We start from the raw sequence: 17,357 nt of genomic DNA on the forward strand, positions 1-17,357 counted from the left end.
CTACCAGCAGGGGAGGGAGGAGGACGAGCGCAAGAAGCGGGCGGCGCTGAACCAGCCGGCGAACCCGGTGGCGGTGTGGCCGTCGCCGAGCGCGTCCCCGAGCAAGACGTCGTCGCCGTCCGCGTCGCCGTCCGGAGCCCGCGGCGGCGGCCGGCCGCCGCGCCGCGGCGGACGAGCGCCTCGCCCAAGGCGAAGGTGAAGCGGCCGAGGTTGAAGGGCCCCACCGGCCCGAACTTCTCCACCACCACTGGCCTGCTGCTCCGCAACGTGATGACGGGCCTGTGCGCCGACGTCCCGGGCGGCGGCAAGGGGCAGCACGAAGGGCCGGTCGAGCAGTTCACGTGCAACGGGTCGGCGGAAGAGAACCAGCATTGGGATCTCGTGGTCAACCAGAAGGGGGCGGGTCCCGGGGGCGCCGACCTGTTCACCATCCGCAATTCCAAGAGCGGCTACTGCATGGACATCTGGGGGACGGGTGCCCCCGCCCTCGGTGAACACGGCTTGCTGCAGAACCTCTGCTACCCGGGAGCCGGCGACAACCAGATGTGGTACCTGGACCGGCAGGCGAGCGGGCGGTTCTGGATCCGCACGCACAAGGGCGGGATGTGCCTGGACGTCGACGGCACGACGGGTGCGGGTGCCCTGCACGCCGGGCTCACCGCCTTTCCGTGCTCCGCGGACGACGACCACCTCTGGTCGTTCGCCTGACCGTGCCGATCATCGCCCTGAGGGTGTGGGAATGAGCGAGCAGGACGGCACCGACCGCGGTGCGAGCCCGGCCGGGCCCGTCGACCGGCGGCCGCCGGGGGACGAGAGATCGCGGTTGCGGCCGCAGTTCGTGGCGGGCGGCGCGGCGTTCGCCGTGGTGGCCGCGGCGGTGTTCGCGGCGGGCGTGCTGACCTCCGGCGATGACGGCGGGGAGAACAGGGGGCGCAAGGAGAACGTCGCGCTGATGAGGCGGGTTCCCGGCAGATAACCGAATCAGATTCGGGAAAGGTCTTCACTCTCCGGGACGGCGGCGCAATCATGGGGGGATTGTCGAGCGTTGGGAGGGCCCATGGCGATCGCCATCGGTGCGGAGCACCGCGAACTGGCCGGGACGACCCGGACGTTCCTGAACGATCAGGGTGCGCGCGCCGCGAACCGCGCGCTGCTGGAGGCCGACGAGGAGACGCTGCCCGCGTTCTGGGCGGACTTCGCCGGGCTCGGCCTGCTCGGCGTGCATCTGCCGGAGGAGCACGGCGGCGGCGGGGCGGGGCTTCCCGAACTGGTCGTGGTCGTGGAGGAGCTCGGCCGGGCGCTGGCACCGGGGCCGATGGTGCCGACGATGGCGGCGTCCGCCGTGGTCGCCGCGCGCGGGACCGACGAGCAGCGCGCCCGCCTGCTGCCCGGCCTGGCCGCCGGACGGACGGTCGCGGCGCTCGGCGTCGGCGGCGCGGTCGCGGTCGTCGGCGGGAAGGCGACCGGCGACGCCGGGGTCGTCCTCGGCGCGGGCCTCGCCGGACTGCTGGTGCTCCCGGCGGGCGACGACATGATCGTCGTCCGCGCGACGCGCCGGGCGTCCGCGTCGAGGTGCCGCCGAACCTCGACCCGTCCCGCCGTTCGGCCCGGGTCGCCCTCGACGGCGCCGAGGTGACCGACGTCCTGCCGTCGGCGCGCGCGCACGCCGCCGCCATCGCGCGGACGCTCGCGGGCGCGGAGGCCGTCGGCGGCGCGCTGGAGTGCGTGGAACGCGCCGTCGAGTACGCGAAGGTGCGCGAGCAGTTCGGCCGGACGATCGGCACGTTCCAGGCGGTCAAGCACCACTGCGCGGACATGCTCGTGGGGGCGGAGCTGGGCACGGCCGCGGTGTGGGACGCGGCGCGCGCGGCGACCGCGCCCGCCGCCGAGTTCGAGTACGCCGCGGCCGTCGCCGGGACGCTCGCGATGCCCGCCTTCACGCGGAACGCGGGGCTGAACACGCAGGTCCACGGCGGGATCGGGTTCACCTGGGAGCACGACGCGCACCTGCTGCTGCGGCGCGCGGCGACGCTGGAGGCGATCTTCGACCCGCGCGACGCGGCACGCGACGTCACCCGGTTGAGCGTCGCGGGAGTCGTCCGGGACACCGGGCTGGACCTGCCGCCGGAGGCCGAGGCCGCCCGGGCGGAGGTGCGGGCCCTCGCGCGGGAGATCGCCGCGCTGCCGGAGGACGAGCAGCGCGTGCGGCTGATCGACACCGGCTACGTCCAGCCGCACTGGCCGCGCCCGTGGGGCCTGGAGGCGTCCGCCGGGCTGCAGCTCGTGATCGACGAGGAGTTCCGCGCGGCGAAGGTGAAGCGGCCGAACTACGGGATCACGAGCTGGAACATCCTCACGCTCGTCCAGCACGGCACCCAGGACCAGGTCGACCGCTGGGTGCGCGCCGCGCTGCTCGGCGACGAGGTGTGGTGCCAGCTGTTCAGCGAGCCCGAGGCCGGTTCGGACGCGGCGGCCGTGAAGACGCGGGCGGTCAAGGTCGAGGGCGGCTGGAAGGTCAACGGGCAGAAGGTCTGGACGAGCGGCGCGCACTACAGCCGCCGCGGCCTCGCGACCGTCCGCACCGACCCGGACGCGGCCAAGCACGCGGGCGTCACGATGATGGTGATCGACATGAAGGCGCCGGGCGTGGAGGTGCGGCCGCTGCGGCAGGCGACGGGCCACTCGGAGTTCAACGAGGTGTTCTTCTCCGACGTGTTCGTCCCGGACGAGGACGTGGTGGGCGCGCCGAACGAGGGCTGGAAGGTCGCGCGGGCGACGCTCGGCAACGAGCGGGTCAGCATCGGCGGCGGCGTCGGCGCGCCGCTCGGCTCGGACGTCTTGAAGGTGTACGCCGAGCACCCGGACGCCGTCCCGGCGGACCGGATCGGCGCGCACGCCGCCGAGGAGCGGGCGCTGAAGCTGCTGAACCTGCGCAGCGCCGAGCGCGCGGTCGCGGGCGGCGAGCCGGGCCCGGAGGGCAACATCACCAAGCTCGTCCTGGCCGAGCACGGGCACGCCACCGCCGCGCTGCTGGGCGAGTTCGCCGGGCCGCAGACTGCGTTCGGCGACGGCCTCGGGATGATGGCGGGGATGCTGCGGCTGGGGTCGCGGGCGATGTCGATCGCGGGCGGCACCTCGGAGATCACCCGCAACCAGATCGCCGAGCGCATCCTGGGCCTGCCCCGCGACCCGCTGATCCGCTAGCGGAACGCGTGCGCCCGCCGCTCGTCCGGCGGCGGGCGCACGCGCCGGACCGTCCGGTTTCACACGGTTTCCGCAGGGCAAGGGGCCTGTGAGAGCCGAACGACTGGACGGCGCGCAATGACGACGATCGAGAAGAAACTGGTCGACTACCTCAAGGACGCGCACGCGCTGCAGCAGCACGTGCAGGGCGTGCTGAGCGAGCTGCTCACCACGGCGGCCGACGAACCGGACCTGTGCCGGCGCCTGGGGGAGTACGCGCGCCGCAACCGGGAGCACACCCGCGCGATCGAGGAGCGGCTCCGCGTGCACCGGGCCTCGCCGTCGATCGTCCGGGACGCCGAGATGCTGTGGGGCGCCATCGCCGACGCGCTCAGGTACCGCAACCACATCGGGCGGCACGTCCGGGACGGCTACGTGTCCGCCCACCTGCAGATCGCCGAGGCCGAGATGCTGCGCCGGATCGCCGCCCGCGCCGGCGACCGGGAGACGGCGGACATCGCCCGGGCGGTGTGCGACGACGCCCACGCCCTCTCGGAAGCGATCTCCGACAACTGGGACGTCGCGGTGGAGCTTTCCTTGCGGCGGCACGGCGTTCACCAGCACCACTGACGCGCCCCGAATTCGCCGGTTCGTCCGCCCCCATCGGCGGGGGACGCTGTGGAATGATCCACAACGTGAGCGAACAAGCGGACGAAGTAGACGGTTCGGCGCCCGCGTCCGGGGAGAAGGCGACCTGGGGAACGCGCGTCATCGGCTTCGGTCTCTTCGCCGGGGCGATCGCCGCCGCCGCCCGGGTGGCGACCGACGGCGCGGGCGGCGACTGGCGCTCCGGCGTGATCGTCGCCGGGCTGGCCGGCTCGCTGCTGCTCGGCGGCCTCGCCCTGAACGGATGGCTCGCCCGCGTCGTGGGAGCGCTCCTATGGATCTTCCCCGCGACGCTGGTGTTCACCGGGCTGGTCCTCGTCCTGGACCCCGGCTACGGCACGTTCCTCAACGGCGACGCGGAACGCGGCCGGATCGAGTCGGACGGCCAGGCGATCGGGATCGCCGTCGTCCTGCTCATCGCGGGCCTCGCCGGGCTCGTCGGCTACGGATTCGCCGTCCGCAAGCGCCTGTCCGCACGGTGACGCCCGGCCCGCGCGCGGGTTCCGCGCGGCGGCCGGTCACGCGGGCCTGGTCGCGGGCTGCAGCCGGAACGACACCGACTCCATCAGCGGCCTGCGCTTCGTCTTCTGCACGGCGGCGATCCGCCAGCCGTCCCCGCCCCTGACCAGGTGGTACGTCGCGACCTTGCCGAGCCGTTTCGGGGCGCGCTTGGCGACCTCGCCGCGCGTCACGACGACGGCCGAGTCGCCGTGGACGCGGATGTCCACGATCTCCAGCGCCATGCGCGTCCCCTTGAGGAAGCCGTCGAACAGGGCCTGGTGGGCGCGTCCGATCTCCGGACCGCCCGAGTAGACGGTGCCGACGAACGTCACGTCGACGGCGTCCGCGGTGAAGCAGTCCCCGTAGGCGGCGCCGTCGCCGCGGTTCCACGCGTCCCGCGCCCGCTCCAGCAGCGCACGAATGCCGGAAATGTCGATGTCGGTGGTGCTCACGTCGTACGTCCCTTCTCGGTGCTTCCCGGGTGCCCGGCTTGCGTGCCGCGATGGTCACGGCGGGGCCGGATGGTAGCTTCGTTGGCGAAGTTTCTTTGTGGAGGATTTCTCTTCGTTGAGGAAGAGATTATGGAAGGGTCGACCCGATGTCAACGGCGGATGAGAGCCGCGTCTACCGCAGGTACCTGAGCGCGGTCCTGCTGCACACCCACGCGGGCGCGCGGGCCTGCGGGCTCGGGGCCAGCGACCTGTACGCGCTGAACATCCTCGACCTGGACGGCGCGATGACGCCGGGCGAGCTCGGCGCGCGCACCGGCCTGACCACCGGCCCGACGACCCGGCTGATCGACCGGCTCGAACGGGCCGGGTACGTCCGGCGGGTCCCCTCGCCGGAGGACCGGCGCAAGGTGATCGTCGAGCCGGTCGGGGAACCCGCCGAACTGGACGCCGTCCTGGCCCCGGCCCGCCGCTGCATCGGCGAGATCATCGCCGGATACTCGCCCGAGCAGCGGGCCGTCCTGTTCGACTACTTCGACCGCGCCGCCGACGCCTTCCGGCAGGCGGCCGAAGACCTCCGCTCCGAGTGAGGCCCGGTGACCAGGGGCGGCGGGGCGTCAGGAGCCGGGCCGTCAGGGGCGGATCGTTAGCGGCGAGCTGTTAGGTCCGGTCACCGGAGAGACGGCCACCAGAGGGTCGGTCACCAGAAGGACGGGCCGGAGGGGACGTCTTTCGGCCATTCCGCCGGTTCGGCGACCCAGCCGGCGACCAGGACGAGGCCGGTCGGGCGGTGCCGGGCGAGGAAACCGAACGGGCGGTCGAACGCGACGCTGAGCATGAGGGCCTCCTGCTGCGGCGGTGCGGAGCCGACGTCGAAGGAGAAGGCGGTGACGGCCGCGGCCTTGAACCCCTCCGCGGTGAAGGAGGCGTTGACGTCCTGCGCGGCCTGCTCGACCTTCAGCGGCGTCCGGCTGATGCGGGGAAAGTGCCCGTCGGGGGCCTCGGCGGAGACGGTCGCCAGCCCGAACACCTCGGGACGGTCCAGGAGGTCGTGCTCGGCGGTGACGTCGAACCGGACGGTCGTCATGTGCAGGGTCGGTGCGGGGTCGAAGGACGTGACGGTCGTCAACCGGACGCCCGGCGCCGTGCGGGCGACCGGTTCGGCGAGCAGTTCGGTGCCCCGCCGCATCGGGTGGCGGCCGTCGAGCGCGTCGATCGCGGCGGCGAGGGCCTCGCCCGCCGGGCGTCCGGGCGCGGCCATCAGCAGGTGCACGTCGACGTCGTCGACGCCCGCGACCTGGAAGACGGTGAGCGGCCCGCCGGGCGTCTCGGCGAGCGCGATCGGGGTGAAGTCGGTGTCGCCGCGGCTCAGGCCCACGAGGGGGCGCGGCCGTCCGGACCACGGCCCCTCGCCGGGCGTGAACGGGAAGTCCTGGAAGGGCCGGCGCCAGCGGGTGTCGATGCTGAGCGCGGTCGCGAGCACCATGAGGGTGCCGGGCGTGACCTCCACCGGCATGCGGACGAGGCGCCCGCGTGTGTTCTGCTCGACCCACTCGTCCAGCCGCCGCCGGTCGGCCTTCGGCTCGCCGCTCAGCTCGCCGCGCGACCCGCCCGGCGCGGCGTCCAGCCACCACTGTTCCAGCGGCAGCCCCGCCCGGTTCCAGAGCCCGAACGCGCCGTCGACCGCGGCGCCGCGCGCGAGCACCTCCAGGAGTTCGCGGGCGCCCCGGTCGGCGACGGCCGCGTCGACGCCCACGGCCTCCTGCAGTTCGGCCCGTCCGGGCCCTTCGGCGGCGGCGGCGAGCAGCGCCAGCAGCGGCCAGAGCCCCGCCCCCGACAGCACGCCCGTTCCCCCGGTGCAGGCGTGCCGCGCCCACCGGCCCGTCAGTTCGTTGGACGCTCGTACGACATCCTCGATCACGCGCTCGTCTCCCGTCCGTCGCCGCGAAAGCGCCGATGCTACTGCGGCGTACGCGCGTGCCACGAGGCGATTTCAGTGCGCGACGGCCGACACCAGCGACGCTACGGCGAGCGCGAGGTATCCGGCGGGAAACGCGAGGTTGTGGAAAACCCGGGCGCGGACGTGCGCGGCGACGGCGCCGACGAAGAACAGGACGAGTCCCGCCGCCGCGGCGATCCCGATGAAAGGGACACCGGCGAGCCCGAGCAGCAGCCCGGCGGCCCCGGCCATCTTGAGCGCCCCGAGGTAGGGGACCCACGACGCGGGGAGGCCGACCTCGGCCGAATTGCCCAGCACGAAACGCGCCTTCGCGAAATCCGCCGCGGCCATTCCGGCGTTGGCCGCGATCGTGGCGGCGGTGACGGCGACATAGGTGATGAACAGCATGGTTCCAGGCTTGCGGGGGGCCGTTCGGGGCGTCCAATACACCCGTCCATAACCTGGCGGCATGGATGTCGACACTCGGCTGCTCCGCTATTTCGTGACGGTCGCGGAGGAGGGCAACCTGACCCGCGCGGCGGAACGGCTGTTCGTGTCGCAGCCCGCACTGACCAAGCAGATCAGGCAGTTGGAGAACCGGCTCGGCGTCCGGCTGTTCACCCGGTCGCGGGCCGGGATGGCGCTCACGGAGCCCGGCCGGGCCTCGCCGGCCGCGCGCCCGCCGCTGCTGGACGGCTGGGACGACGCCTGGCGCGCGACGCGGGCCGCGGACCGCCGGGCCGCCCGCGTCCTGCACGTCGGCTACCTCGCGAGCGCCGCGAACGAGGCGACCCCGCGGATCATCGCGGCGTTCGGGCGGCGCCGTCCCGGCTGGCGGGTCGAGATGCGGCAGACGTCCTGGTCCGTCCCCGACGCGGGCCTCGCGGACGGCACCGTGGACGTCGCCGTCCTGCGGCTCCCGTTCCCCGGGCAGGACGGCTTCCGCCTGCGGGTCCTGCTCACCGAGCCGCGCCACGCCGTCCTCCCCGCGACGCATCCGCTCGCCGCGCGCGAGACGATCGTGTTCCGGGACCTGGCGGAGGAACCGTTCGTCGCGGCCCGTCCGGAGACCGGCGCCTGGCGGGACCACTGGCTCGGGACGGACGAGCGCGACGGCCGCCCGCCCCGCGTCGGCGCCGTCGCCGAGCAGACCGACGACTGGCTGAGCGCCATCGCGAACGGCCTCGGCGTCGCCCTCGCGCCCGCGTCCGCCGCCCGCTTCTACGCCCGTCCGGGCATCGTCTACCGCCCGGTCGACGACGTCGGCCCGAGCCGCGTCGCCGTCGCGTGGCCCCCGGCCGCCGACGGCAACCCGGTCGTCCGGGACTTCGTCGAGTCCTGCCTGGAGGAGACCCGGGGCTGACCGCCGCGCGTCACTCCGCGTCGTCCACGCCGGGGACCGGGGCGCCGGAGGGGACACCGGCGGCGATGTAGGCGTTGTAGTGCTCCTCCCAGGGCGCGGACGCGCCCGCGTGCGGGCCCTGGAGGGTCTCGCCGCGGATCCGGGCGTCGAGGAAGGCCAGGCAGACCTCCCACCCGGCGGCGTTGCGGGCGGCGGTGTCGGTGGCGGCCAGGACATGGGTGAAGGTGAACCGGGTGCGCTCCGCGCCGACCGGTTCGAGGTCGAAGCGCAGTTCGTCGTCGCCCCAGGTGAACACGAGGTGCCGGGGGACCTCGACCGCGAGCACCCGGCCGGTCGACTCCGGCAGGTTCGGGTCGCCGCTGAACCGGATCGTGCCGCCGGCCCGCAACTCGATGTCGACCCGGGACGGGAACCAGTGCGCCAGCTCGTCCGCGTCGGTCACGGCCCGCCAGACCCGCTCGATCGGATGGTCGTATTCGCGGACGAAGCGGACGGCGGGCCGCCCGTCGCCCGTGGTCAGGTAGTCGCCGGTCGTTACGGTCATGGTGTTTCCCCCTCCGCGGGCGTCGCGGGCGGCGGCGCCGTCTCGTCGAGGCGGCGGCCGAGCGCGTCGAGGCCGTCGTTCCACAGCCGCCGGTACGGGACGAGCCAGGCGTCCAGCTCCGCGATCGGCGCCGGATCCAGCGCGTACACCCGCCGCCGGCCGTCCTGTCGCACCCGGACGAGACCCGCCTCGCGCAGCACCCGCAGATGTTTCGATGTGTTCGGCTGACTCAGACCGCAACCCTCGACGAGCTCGTTGACGGACCGCGGCCGCTCCAGCAGCAGCGCGACGATGGCGCGCCGCTGCGGGTCGGCGAGCGCGGCCCACAGGGCATCGGTCACCCTCCGAATATGGCCCGCTAGACATATGACTGTCAAGGCATGCGTTCCGGCCGCATCGGTCGCATCGCCTCGGCACCCTGCGCGAACGGGACGAGATCGCCGCCCTGTTCGGCGACTTCGAACTCCTCGAACCGGGCGTGATCGAGCCGCAGCACTGGCGGCCCGAACTCGAACCCGCCGAGAAGAACCACGAAGCCGAACTCGACGATTTGGGCGCATGCGGAGTCGCCCGCGAGCGGTGACCTGAAACCCTCAGTGTGGCGTGGTCCGGACGTACGCGGACGCATCGTGGACGTGCAGGATCGCGTCCGCTGCGTCCACCGTCGCCTGGGAAAGGGGAGCGTAAGCCTGCCCCGGTCTTGTGTCGGTGCGTGTGCGCGCGGCAGGGACTGTGGTGGCCGCCGTCAGGCCCCAGGTGGTGGTGCGGCGCTGCAGGAAACCCTCGTAGGTGTCCGGTCGCGGTTCCGCGAGTCCGAGGGCCTCGCTGCGTCCGATGCTGCCCGCGACGACGGTGTAGCGCCCGTCCAGCAGAGACCCCAGGATGGAACCGGCGGAGGACCAGCCGAGGTCCATCCCGGCCATCCGCATGCTGCTCGGGTTGCGTTGCAGGTGGCTGATGTTCGCGAAGGCGAGCGTCGCGCCGCGCCGCTCCTCGATGCCTCGGATGTCCAGGAGGTTCTGGGCCATGAGCGCGTCCCGGGTGGCGAGCAGACCGGAGATGCGGGCGGCCTCGTCGATCCGCCGTGCGGACCGTCCGTGGTAGCGCAGCAGGCCGAGACCGGCGGTGAGGTGCGTGCGGGCCCGGAACCAGTCGGCACGTGACGTGGCCGCGATCAGTTCCGGCGCGCGTGTGTAGAGCGCGGTGAGCAGGTCGTCGGCGATCGCGCGCAGCCGCGCGGCCTCGTCCCCGCCGCCGACCGACATCGCCGGATCCAGGATCGCCTCTTGGCGGCTCCACCTCTCGTCGGGCCCGAGCAGGCTCGCGAGGTCGAGGTCCAGGCCGAGGTAGTCGCGCCCGTGTTCCAGGTAGCGCCGAGGGCTCGGCGCGCTGGTGTTCTCGGCCGGGACGTCGAAGCCGTGGAAAGCCAGCCGCTCTCCGGCGGGACGGCCCTCGTTGTATTCGCGCATCCAGGCGACGAGCCGCCGGTTGGCCTCCAGATCCCCGAAGCCGTGCGAGAAGCCGTCCCGCATCGCAGTGTCGAGCGTCCCGGTGCCGTGCCGGACGAAGTCGTCCACCGCGAGCGCGGCCACCCGGTCGGTCTCCAGGGCGATCGACCGGAAGTTCGCGTCCGCGAGCGACGCGAACAACTCGTTGCGGATGTGCTCGAAGACCGGTTCCTGCGTCGGGTGCGCCGGCTCGCCGAGCGCCAGCAGTTCGCACGGCGGCATTGTGAAGTCTCGAATGTCCTCCATGTTCCTGAACCGTATCGTTGAAAGAACGAGTGAGACTTTTCCTTGATATGTCGCGCGAGTTCGCTTCGAAGTTTCAAATCATGGTGCGGGATCGAACCCCTCGGTGGCCTGGGCGACGAAGGAGGCGATGTTGCGCGGGCAGCGCCAGCCGGCCTCCGCGGCGGCCTCGTCGTCCGGCTCTCCCCAGTCGCCGCCGGGGAGGCCCGCGATCGCCGAGAGGACGTCGGGGAAACGCTCCAGCGCCATGTCGAGATCGTCCTCGTCGGCCGGATGGCCCGGATGGCCGCACGGGACCGAGCCGACCTCCGGCACGGCGGCGCGCAACGCGGACACCGTCCGCTCTTCGACCCCCGACTCCGGGTGCCACAGGGCATACGACGAGAGCAGCACCAGTCCCAGGGTGTGGAAGGTCCGGCCGTCGAGGTCGCCCCCGGACGCGGCGGCCCGTTCGAGCCTCCGGACGCAGTCGATCACCAGCGCGTCCGCGTCCCCGAGGTAGTAGCCCTGGCGGAGCGAATCCCAGGATTCGACGAGGTCTTTCGCGTTTTCGATCACGACACTGCGACGGCACGCCCACGGCGGAGGTTCCCCGCCCGGGGCGTCAGCGCAGGAGGGAGAGCTCGGCGGCCGCCCGCAGCAGGGCCGCCGAACGGGCGTCGATGCTCGCGTCGCGGGCCGCCAGGGCGGCCATCACCTCGCCGCCCCGCAGGTCCGGCACCAGGTCGCGGAGCACGCCGATGCGGTAGCCCGCCGTGCGCAGCTGGTGGACGATCCGTGCGGTGCGGACGTCGCCCGGCGAATACCTTCGCGTTCCCGCGACGCGGTGGGGGACGACGAGCCCCTCGGCGTCCCAGTGCCGCAGGGTCGAGGGACGCACGCCGAGCGCGTCCGCGAGTTCGGAGACGCCCATCGAATCGGACGGCCGGACGTCCCCGACGGGTTCGGCGGCGATCGCTTCGGCGGCCGTCCGGGCACGCGCGACCTGCAGCCGTTCGGTGTGCAGGCGGGCGTGCGCGGCGTCGAGGAGGGCGAGCAGTTCCGACGGTGCGGCGTGTGCGGCACGCATGATCCGTTTGGCCTCGACGGGTCCGGTGCCCGCCGCGAGGGCGCGGTAGGCGAGGGCGGCCCGGACGTGGACCTCGCCGTACACCCGGTAGCCCGATGGCTTGCGTGCGGCCGGGGGCAGCACTCCGTCGCGTTCGAGATTGCGGACCTGCTGGACTGAGTATCCGGCGCGGCGGGCGACCTCGACCGTGCGCAGCGAGTTGCGACTTTCCAGGCAGCGACCTCGGCTTTCATCGGTCGAAGTCTCCATAAGGACTTCAATGTAACGCTGGAACACATGGACATGGACGAGATCACCGGATACGTCGAAGCGTTCGAGGGAGTGCTGGCCTTCAAGCCGGGCCCCGGCGACGGGACGCCCGAGATCGCATGGGGCGACGCGTTCTTCTACTACTCGCCCGACGGGACCGTCCCGACGACGACGCAGCCCTTCGCGACGATCGTGACCAAGGACTACCCGGACGACGAGGCGTCGCGGCTGAACCGGCCCGGCGCGTTCCGCGTGAACATCGCCGCGGGCAGGGCCGCGTTCGTCGAGCAGACGGGCCGCGAACCGCGCGAACCGGACACCGGCGACGCCGATCCGGGCGCGGCGGACACCGTCATCGCGCATCCCGTCTACGGCGAGCTGGGCTGGCTGGCCGTGGTCACCCCCGGCCCGCGGACGGACGCGGCGGTGCGGGACCTGCTCCGCACCGCGTACGAACTGGCCCGCGACCGCCACCGCCGCCGCGCCGCACCCTGACACGGCGGACGCGACCCGCGCCCGCGATGCGGCGAACATACCCGCACGAACGCGACACGCCGGACGGAGTGCAGTGGACGTGACGCGGTGGACGGGGTGCGGCGGCCGACCGCCCCGACCGTCCGGCCGTCCCTTGACGGGCAGGCCCGCCGGGGCGACCGGCCGCCCGCCCGCCCCGGGGCGGGGTCGGCCGGGCGTCGGGCGGGGTCATTGGGGGGTGGGGCCGTTATGCAGGGCCGCTACCTGGTCGGCGAGGTGCAGGATGGCGCCGACGGTCGGGTCCTCGGTGTCGAGGGTGCGGGAGCGCCGGTACGACTCCTTCACCTCCGTCCAGCGTTCGGCCTGGCCGGACGTCGAACGTCCGCGCAGTTCGGCCAGCTTCAGCATGTTCGCCTCCGCGTCGGACGTGAGGGTCTGCGACTCCGCCCGGTAGTGATCGTCGATCGCCGCGTCCAGTTCGGCCTCGTTCATCACCGGGACGATGCGTTCGGCGAGCTTGTTCATGTCGCGGTACGAGCCCTGCAACCGGAACGGGGGCTCGGTGCGGGACGCGTCGTCCTGTGCGGCAGACGCGATGTACGCGCGGTTCACCGACAGGACGACCCGTTGTGCGGCCACGAGCTTCTGCAGGACGGCGAGGATCCGGTCGAGTTCGGCCTGCGAGTACGGGTGCGAGAGGCGGTCGGGGCGTACGGACGGGTCGCCGGCGGCGAGCCGGACGAGCAGTTCGACGTCGTCGCGGTCGTGCGTCGTGAGCGGTGCGAGGACGGGATTGGAGGTGAGGGCGTTCTCGATGTAGCTGAGCGCGAACAGTTCGTCCTTCCCGGAGAGGACGTCGCCGAGGTTCCACACGTCGGCGCGGTTGGCGAGCATGTCGGGGATGCGGAAGCGGGTGCCCGACTCGGTGTAGGGGTTCCCGGCCATGCAGACCGCGAAGCGCTTGCCGCGCAGGTCGTGGCCTTCGATGCGGCGCTGCGCGTCGCAGAGCGGGATGAACTTCTGCAGGAGTTCGGGCGATGTGTGCTGGATGTCGTCCAGGTAGAGCAGCACGTTGTTGCCCATCTCCAGCGCGAACCGGATCTTCTCGACCTCGCGGCGGGCGGTGGCGTCGGGGGCCTTGGCCGGGTCGAGGGACGTGACGTCGTGGCCGAGCGCCGGGCCGTCGATCTTGACGAGCGCGAGGCCGAGGCGGTCGGCGACGTACTCCATGAGGGTGGTCTTGCCGTAGCCGGGCGGGGAGATCAGCAGGAGCAGGCCCATCTGGTCGGTGCGCCGGCCGTCCCCGGCGGCGCCGAGCTGTTTCGCGAGGTTGTCGCCGATCAGCGGGAGGTACACCTCGTCGACGAGCCGGTTGCGGACGAACGCGCTCATCGTGCGCGGCCGCAGTTCGGCGATGCCGAGCCGGTCGGTCTCGGCGGCGAGCAGCTCGGCCCGGTGTTTCTGGTGTTTCCGGAAGGCCGGGACGCGGTGCGCGCGGAACTGCCGCGAGCGGCCGAGGAGCTCGTCGAGCCGCAGGTCGAGGCGGCGGTCGGCGATGCGCGGGTGCGTCCCGAGGAGGTCGTCGACGGTGGCGGTGAGCGCGGCGGGGGAGTCGTAGGTCGGGACGTCGCACAGCAGCGCCGCGACGGCCTCCGGCAGGTCGGGGTGCCCGTCCGGGGCGAACGCGCCGAGCCACTCGGCGGCGAGCCGGACGCGGGCGGGCAGGCCGTCGAGGGCGTTCAGGTCGTCGTCGAGCGCGGCGCGGTGCGCGTCGCCGAACGCCTTGAGCAGCTCGCGGGCGCCGATGCCGGTGACGAAGCCGTCCGGGGCGGCGGCCAGCTCCTCGACCAGGTATTCGGCGGCGAGCGGGTCGGCGGGCAGGCCGAGCCGCTCGGTGAACTCGGCGATGGGGACGGCCAGTTCGTCGACGAGGCCGCGCACGGTGTCGCGCCCGAAGGCGTCGCGGGCGCGGACGAGCGAGCGCGCCCGCGTCGTCCAGCCGGACGTGTCCGCGGCGTGCGCCCAGAACAGGCGGGCGTTCGCGCGGGCGCGGGACGGGTAGCGCAGCAGGCCCGCGTCGGCGTGCAGGCGCAGCAGCGCGGCGAGGATCGCGGCGGCGTCGTGGTCGTGGACGCCGCGCTCGTAGCCCTCGTCGTAGCGGTCGGCGGCGGCCGTCCGGACGAGGTCGAGCAGGCCCCCGGACGCGGCGGCGGCCCGCAGGTCGGCGGCGTCCGTGTCGGCGAGCAGAGACGTCGCGAGGTACTCGGAACGGTAGATGTCGGGTGTTTCGGAGACGAGCGTCTGGCCCCACAGCTCCCGGTCCGCGAGCGCGGCGTCGCCGACCGGGCGCCGGTAGTCCGTTCCCGTGATCGTGTACGCGAGCGAGCCCTCGTGGGGGACGAGCGTCAGCTCGATCGGGCGCGTGTTGACGGCGAACCGGTGCCGGCCGAGCCGGATCGTGTCCCCGTCGTACAGGTCGAGCCGGTCGCGCAGCGCCCGTCCCGCTTCCTGGCGGGCCGCCTTGACGCGCCCTTCGAGTTCCTCGGCGCGGACGGTGTCGTCGAGTTCGCGCAGCTCGTCGACGATCGCGCGGACGCGGGCGACCATCGCGTCGGCGGCGAAGTAGGCGTTGACCTCGTCCGGCGAGGCGAGCGTCGCGGCGCGGCGGCGGACCCCGGCGAGGATCCGGTCGGCGGACGAGACGAGACGGTCCGTGCGGCGCGCGCGCTCGTCCAACAGCGTCTGCTTGCGCGACGAGAACGCCTCGTAGACCTCGGCCCGCTTCGTCTCCAGCTCGGCGAGGAAGTCGTCGAGGTCGGCGAAGCGCGCCTGCAGCGTTTCGAGGCGGAGCAGCAGCCGGCCGAGCCGGTCGTCGCACCCCTCGGGGGTGGTCGCGGCGGCGAGCGCGCTCGCGATCGTCTGGTCGAGGAGCGCGAGCTCGGCGGCGAACGCGGCGCGGCCCTCGCGGGCGAGCAGCTCGCGGCGGCGGCCGTCCAGGACGGCGCGGGCCCGGTTCAGCGCGCCCAGCACCTCGCCGACCCGCTCCAGGATCGCGGTGCGGGCGGTGGCGTCGGTGACGTCGAGGTCGCCGACGACCTCGGTGACGACGTCGAGGCCCTCGTGCTGCGCGGCGAGGAGGTCGGCGAGCGGCGCGGCCTCGGCGGCGGTCGCGATGCCGCGCGCCTCCCCGGCGATCCGCTCCACCTCGGCGTGGTAGCCGGTGAAGGCGTCCTCCTGCCGGAGGAACCCGACGGCGCCCCGCCCGGTCTCCCGCAGCCCGCCGGACGCCGACTCGGCGAGCCCGTCGATCCGCGCGGCGTCGGCGTACCGGAGTTCGCGCAGCGACTCCAGGCGGCCCTGCACGCGCCGCAGTTCCGCGAGCCGCGCCACCCAGCCGTCCGCCGTCGCGGGCGGCTCGGCCTCGACCCGGCGCAGCAGCGACTCCACCCGGTCACCGGCCTCCGGCGACGGCCGCCTCGGCCTCGGCGGTCAGCGCCCGCACGTTCTCGTACTCGTCCAGGACCTGGACGGCCGCCGCGCGCACGTCCGACAGCGGTTCGGCCAGCGCGCCCAGGTCGGGTTCGGCGAACCAGTGGTGCAGGTCGGCGGCGCGGGTGCAGGCGGAGACGATCGCCTCGAAGACCGGGGCGGACGGGGACATCTCGCCCACCATCCGCGTGACGGACAGGCACTCGGACACGCCCCGGACCAGGTCGGCGTTCCCGACGCGCTCCAGCGGCCCGGTTCCGGTCGGCTGCGCGGCGGCGTGGTCGTCGGAGACGAGCGGCGTCCGCCATACCTGCACCGGATGGACGCTCGCCGGTTCCCCCGACGCCGCCCGCAGCACGACCAGCGTGCCGTCGTCGAACAGCGCGTACCCGTGGCAGGCGACCGGCGCCGCGACCTCCTTGCGGATCACGTTGTACGGCAGCAGGAGGGTGCGGCCGTCGGCGCGCGAGCAGAACGCGTAGACGACGTCCTCGCCGTTGGGGGAGCGGATCGTCCGCTCGTACTCCAGGCCGGCGACGTCGGTGTCGAACGTCTTGACGGTGCCGGTGTCGAGGAGGAACCCGCCCGGGAACACGACGCCGTCGTCGCCGGGCAGGCGGATGCACGCCCGGTCGAGGCCGTCGAGCCGGACGGCGTCGCGCGTGCGGGTGTTGAACACCAGGTGCCGCCACGCCGTCTCGTTGTACGGGCGGATCCGCAGCAGGATCAGCGCGCCGACGCGCGCGTGCAGGACGTCCGCGTCCGCGAGGCTCTGCAGCGGTTCGTCGACCGGCTCGGTGCAGACCTCCGCGCCGTCGGCGGCCGCGACCGTGAGGGCGCCGCCGACCGTCGAGACGCGCAGCGCGTCCCGGATCGCGATGTACGGCCGCCGCCCGGGGACGTGGTCGTCGCGGGTCGTCTCGGTCCAGTCGACGTCCTGCGCGGGCGGGAACCGGTCGTCGCGCTCGCCGTGGTTGTCCTCGTAGCCGACCGCGCCGTCCGGGGCCACGCGCCAGCGCAGGACGCGCAGGTCGGACAGGCGCGGACCCGTCTGGAACACCGCGAGCAGGCGCCCGTCGAGGAGGCGGAGCCGGAGCAGGCGCGCCTGCCGGTAATAGCGGTACATGTCGGCGAAGTCGCGCCGAAACCGCTGATCATCGAGCAGCCCCGGCACGCCCCCGGCCCCACCGGCACGACCGCCGGGCCCGGACGTGCGTCGGCGGGGGTGACGGCGTGCAGGGAGAAGACGTCTTCGGGGGCGGTCTCGGGCTTCGCTCCGGGGGCGGGCGAGCCGCCGAGCAGGAGCGTCCCGCCGAGCGCGACGACGTCGCGGGGGACCCGCGCGGACGGGGTGCGGATCCGCTCGGTGCCCGCGAGCCGCAGGCCGCCGCCGCCGAACACCTCCAGGCGCCGGGCGTTCAGCGCCTCCGCGCGCCGCGCCAGCTCGCCCGCGTGCTCGGCGAGCCGCGCGCGCAGCACCTCGTACGTCCCGTGGTCCAGCGCGCCGCCGTCGGCCGCCGTTTCTTCGATGTGTTCGCTCACCCGTCCCCGTCCCCTTCCCCTCGTCGCGTGCGGCGCGGTGCCGCGGTTCCGCCGCGCACCGCGCGTCCGTCCATGGCTGCGGCGGTGTGCGCCCGGGCCGCCCCGGGCCCCTGTACCGGGCGGCCCGGGGGGCCTCAG

22 protein-coding genes and 1 pseudogene are annotated in these 17,357 nt (G+C 73.7%); 11 read left to right on the forward strand and 12 right to left on the reverse strand.

Annotated features, from left to right (window positions below; genetic code table 11):
• The 7 genes from BJF79_RS59525 to BJF79_RS12045 all read left to right on the forward strand — a co-directional run.
• Positions 1-199, forward strand: a 199-nt coding sequence (locus tag BJF79_RS59525) for a hypothetical protein (protein WP_262401895.1), incomplete at its 5' end; no start/stop codon positions are given.
• 11 nt (positions 200-210) lie between these two features.
• Positions 211-708 (forward strand): RICIN domain-containing protein, encoded by a 498-nt coding sequence (locus BJF79_RS12025; protein WP_262401896.1) that lies wholly within the window; start codon positions 211-213, stop codon positions 706-708.
• 31 nt (positions 709-739) lie between these two features.
• Positions 740-976, forward strand: a complete 237-nt coding sequence (locus tag BJF79_RS12030; protein ID WP_075897110.1) for a hypothetical protein — start codon at positions 740-742, stop codon at positions 974-976.
• An 81-nt stretch (positions 977-1,057) separates the two neighbouring features.
• Positions 1,058-1,636 (forward strand): acyl-CoA dehydrogenase family protein, encoded by a 579-nt coding sequence (locus BJF79_RS59530; RefSeq protein WP_262401897.1) that lies wholly within the window; start codon positions 1,058-1,060, stop codon positions 1,634-1,636.
• The gene (locus BJF79_RS12035) at positions 1,573-3,204 is read left to right on the forward strand and encodes an acyl-CoA dehydrogenase family protein (protein ID WP_262401898.1); all 1,632 of its coding nucleotides are present in this window, start codon (positions 1,573-1,575) and stop codon (positions 3,202-3,204) included. Before BJF79_RS59530 ends, BJF79_RS12035 begins: the two co-directional genes overlap by 64 nt.
• Before the next feature lie 117 nt (positions 3,205-3,321).
• Positions 3,322-3,813 (forward strand): DUF892 family protein, encoded by a 492-nt coding sequence (locus BJF79_RS12040; protein WP_075897112.1) that lies wholly within the window; start codon positions 3,322-3,324, stop codon positions 3,811-3,813.
• 65 nt (positions 3,814-3,878) lie between these two features.
• On the forward strand, positions 3,879-4,331 hold the full coding sequence (locus tag BJF79_RS12045; RefSeq protein ID WP_143219860.1) for a hypothetical protein: 453 nt from the start codon (positions 3,879-3,881) through the stop codon (positions 4,329-4,331).
• A gap of 36 nt (positions 4,332-4,367) precedes the next feature.
• Here the strand turns inward: BJF79_RS12045 and BJF79_RS12050 are convergent, their stop codons facing one another.
• Positions 4,368-4,802 carry an SgcJ/EcaC family oxidoreductase gene (locus BJF79_RS12050; protein ID WP_075897116.1) on the reverse strand — a complete coding sequence of 145 codons (435 nt, stop codon included), beginning with the start codon at positions 4,800-4,802 and terminating at the stop codon, positions 4,368-4,370.
• Positions 4,803-4,948: 146 nt separating this feature from the next.
• Between BJF79_RS12050 and BJF79_RS12055 the strand changes: the two genes are divergently transcribed.
• Positions 4,949-5,389, forward strand: a complete 441-nt coding sequence (locus tag BJF79_RS12055; protein WP_075897118.1) for a MarR family winged helix-turn-helix transcriptional regulator — start codon at positions 4,949-4,951, stop codon at positions 5,387-5,389.
• A gap of 110 nt (positions 5,390-5,499) precedes the next feature.
• Here BJF79_RS12055 and BJF79_RS12060 read toward each other — a convergent pair whose 3' ends face one another.
• Positions 5,500-6,720, reverse strand: a complete 1,221-nt coding sequence (locus BJF79_RS12060) for a serpin family protein (RefSeq protein ID WP_075897120.1) — start codon at positions 6,718-6,720, stop codon at positions 5,500-5,502.
• Positions 6,721-6,792: 72 nt separating this feature from the next.
• Positions 6,793-7,146, reverse strand: coding sequence for a DoxX family protein (locus BJF79_RS12065; protein WP_075897122.1), 354 nt, complete (start codon positions 7,144-7,146; stop codon positions 6,793-6,795).
• A gap of 61 nt (positions 7,147-7,207) precedes the next feature.
• On the opposite strand from BJF79_RS12065, the gene BJF79_RS12070 reads away from it, so the two are divergent.
• Positions 7,208-8,101, forward strand: coding sequence for a LysR family transcriptional regulator (locus BJF79_RS12070; protein ID WP_075897124.1), 894 nt, complete (start codon positions 7,208-7,210; stop codon positions 8,099-8,101).
• 10 nt (positions 8,102-8,111) lie between these two features.
• Here BJF79_RS12070 and BJF79_RS12075 read toward each other — a convergent pair whose 3' ends face one another.
• Genes BJF79_RS12075 through BJF79_RS59535 form a run of 3 tightly spaced genes read right to left on the reverse strand, consistent with a single transcriptional unit; the run spans position 8,112 to position 9,141 of the window.
• Positions 8,112-8,645, reverse strand: coding sequence for an SRPBCC family protein (locus BJF79_RS12075; RefSeq protein ID WP_075897126.1), 534 nt, complete (start codon positions 8,643-8,645; stop codon positions 8,112-8,114).
• Positions 8,642-8,986, reverse strand: coding sequence for an ArsR/SmtB family transcription factor (locus tag BJF79_RS12080; protein ID WP_075897128.1), 345 nt, complete (start codon positions 8,984-8,986; stop codon positions 8,642-8,644). Before BJF79_RS12080 ends, BJF79_RS12075 begins: the two co-directional genes overlap by 4 nt.
• A gap of 32 nt (positions 8,987-9,018) precedes the next feature.
• Positions 9,019-9,141, reverse strand: coding sequence for a hypothetical protein (locus tag BJF79_RS59535; RefSeq protein WP_262401899.1), 123 nt, complete (start codon positions 9,139-9,141; stop codon positions 9,019-9,021).
• On the opposite strand from BJF79_RS59535, the gene BJF79_RS59540 reads away from it, so the two are divergent.
• On the forward strand, positions 9,091-9,228 hold the full coding sequence (locus tag BJF79_RS59540; protein ID WP_262401900.1) for an SAM-dependent methyltransferase: 138 nt from the start codon (positions 9,091-9,093) through the stop codon (positions 9,226-9,228). The two genes, BJF79_RS59535 and BJF79_RS59540, sit on opposite strands and share 51 nt — an antisense overlap.
• Before the next feature lie 10 nt (positions 9,229-9,238).
• Here BJF79_RS59540 and BJF79_RS12090 read toward each other — a convergent pair whose 3' ends face one another.
• The 3 genes from BJF79_RS12090 to BJF79_RS12100 all read right to left on the reverse strand — a co-directional run bounded on the left by BJF79_RS12090 (position 9,239) and on the right by BJF79_RS12100 (position 11,714).
• Positions 9,239-10,399, reverse strand: a complete 1,161-nt coding sequence (locus tag BJF79_RS12090; protein WP_075897130.1) for an erythromycin esterase family protein — start codon at positions 10,397-10,399, stop codon at positions 9,239-9,241.
• A gap of 78 nt (positions 10,400-10,477) precedes the next feature.
• Positions 10,478-10,954 (reverse strand): hypothetical protein, encoded by a 477-nt coding sequence (locus tag BJF79_RS12095; RefSeq protein ID WP_075897132.1) that lies wholly within the window; start codon positions 10,952-10,954, stop codon positions 10,478-10,480.
• 46 nt (positions 10,955-11,000) lie between these two features.
• The gene (locus tag BJF79_RS12100; protein ID WP_083733366.1) at positions 11,001-11,714 is read right to left on the reverse strand and encodes a MerR family transcriptional regulator; all 714 of its coding nucleotides are present in this window, start codon (positions 11,712-11,714) and stop codon (positions 11,001-11,003) included.
• A 27-nt stretch (positions 11,715-11,741) separates the two neighbouring features.
• Between BJF79_RS12100 and BJF79_RS12105 the strand changes: the two genes are divergently transcribed.
• Positions 11,742-12,209, forward strand: coding sequence for a DUF6194 family protein (locus BJF79_RS12105; protein ID WP_075897133.1), 468 nt, complete (start codon positions 11,742-11,744; stop codon positions 12,207-12,209).
• Positions 12,210-12,416: 207 nt separating this feature from the next.
• Here BJF79_RS12105 and BJF79_RS12110 read toward each other — a convergent pair whose 3' ends face one another.
• The 3 genes and pseudogenes from BJF79_RS12110 to BJF79_RS65475 all read right to left on the reverse strand — a co-directional run.
• Positions 12,417-15,635, reverse strand: a complete 3,219-nt coding sequence (locus tag BJF79_RS12110; protein WP_316043328.1) for an AAA family ATPase — start codon at positions 15,633-15,635, stop codon at positions 12,417-12,419.
• 4 nt (positions 15,636-15,639) lie between these two features.
• Positions 15,640-16,851: a DNA repair ATPase gene (locus tag BJF79_RS65470; RefSeq protein WP_316043329.1), complete on the reverse strand. Its 1,212-nt coding sequence runs from the start codon at positions 16,849-16,851 to the stop codon at positions 15,640-15,642.
• 104 nt (positions 16,852-16,955) lie between these two features.
• Positions 16,956-17,219, reverse strand: a pseudogene (locus tag BJF79_RS65475) (DNA repair ATPase); the annotation flags it as partial.
• Positions 17,220-17,357: the final 138 nt, after the last annotated feature.

This window comes from Actinomadura sp. CNU-125, from assembly GCF_001942465.1.
Lineage (GTDB): Bacteria > Actinomycetota > Actinomycetes > Streptosporangiales > Streptosporangiaceae > Spirillospora.

Excerpts from the sequence above, each read along its gene's own strand:
- BJF79_RS12055 (WP_075897118.1), top strand. The coding sequence starts at position 4,949 with ATGTCAACGGCGGATGAGAGCCGCGTCTACCGCAGGTACCTGAGCGCG.
- BJF79_RS12030 (WP_075897110.1), top strand. The coding sequence starts at position 740 with ATGAGCGAGCAGGACGGCACCGACCGCGGTGCGAGCCCGGCCGGGCCC.
- BJF79_RS12040 (WP_075897112.1), top strand. The coding sequence starts at position 3,322 with ATGACGACGATCGAGAAGAAACTGGTCGACTACCTCAAGGACGCGCAC.
- BJF79_RS12090 (WP_075897130.1), bottom strand. The coding sequence starts at position 10,399 with ATGGAGGACATTCGAGACTTCACAATGCCGCCGTGCGAACTGCTGGCG.
- BJF79_RS12105 (WP_075897133.1), top strand. The coding sequence starts at position 11,742 with ATGGACATGGACGAGATCACCGGATACGTCGAAGCGTTCGAGGGAGTG.
- BJF79_RS12075 (WP_075897126.1), bottom strand. The coding sequence starts at position 8,645 with ATGACCGTAACGACCGGCGACTACCTGACCACGGGCGACGGGCGGCCC.
- BJF79_RS12100 (WP_083733366.1), bottom strand. The coding sequence starts at position 11,714 with ATGGAGACTTCGACCGATGAAAGCCGAGGTCGCTGCCTGGAAAGTCGC.
- BJF79_RS12070 (WP_075897124.1), top strand. The coding sequence starts at position 7,208 with ATGGATGTCGACACTCGGCTGCTCCGCTATTTCGTGACGGTCGCGGAG.
- BJF79_RS59530 (WP_262401897.1), top strand. The coding sequence starts at position 1,058 with ATGGCGATCGCCATCGGTGCGGAGCACCGCGAACTGGCCGGGACGACC.
- BJF79_RS12065 (WP_075897122.1), bottom strand. The coding sequence starts at position 7,146 with ATGCTGTTCATCACCTATGTCGCCGTCACCGCCGCCACGATCGCGGCC.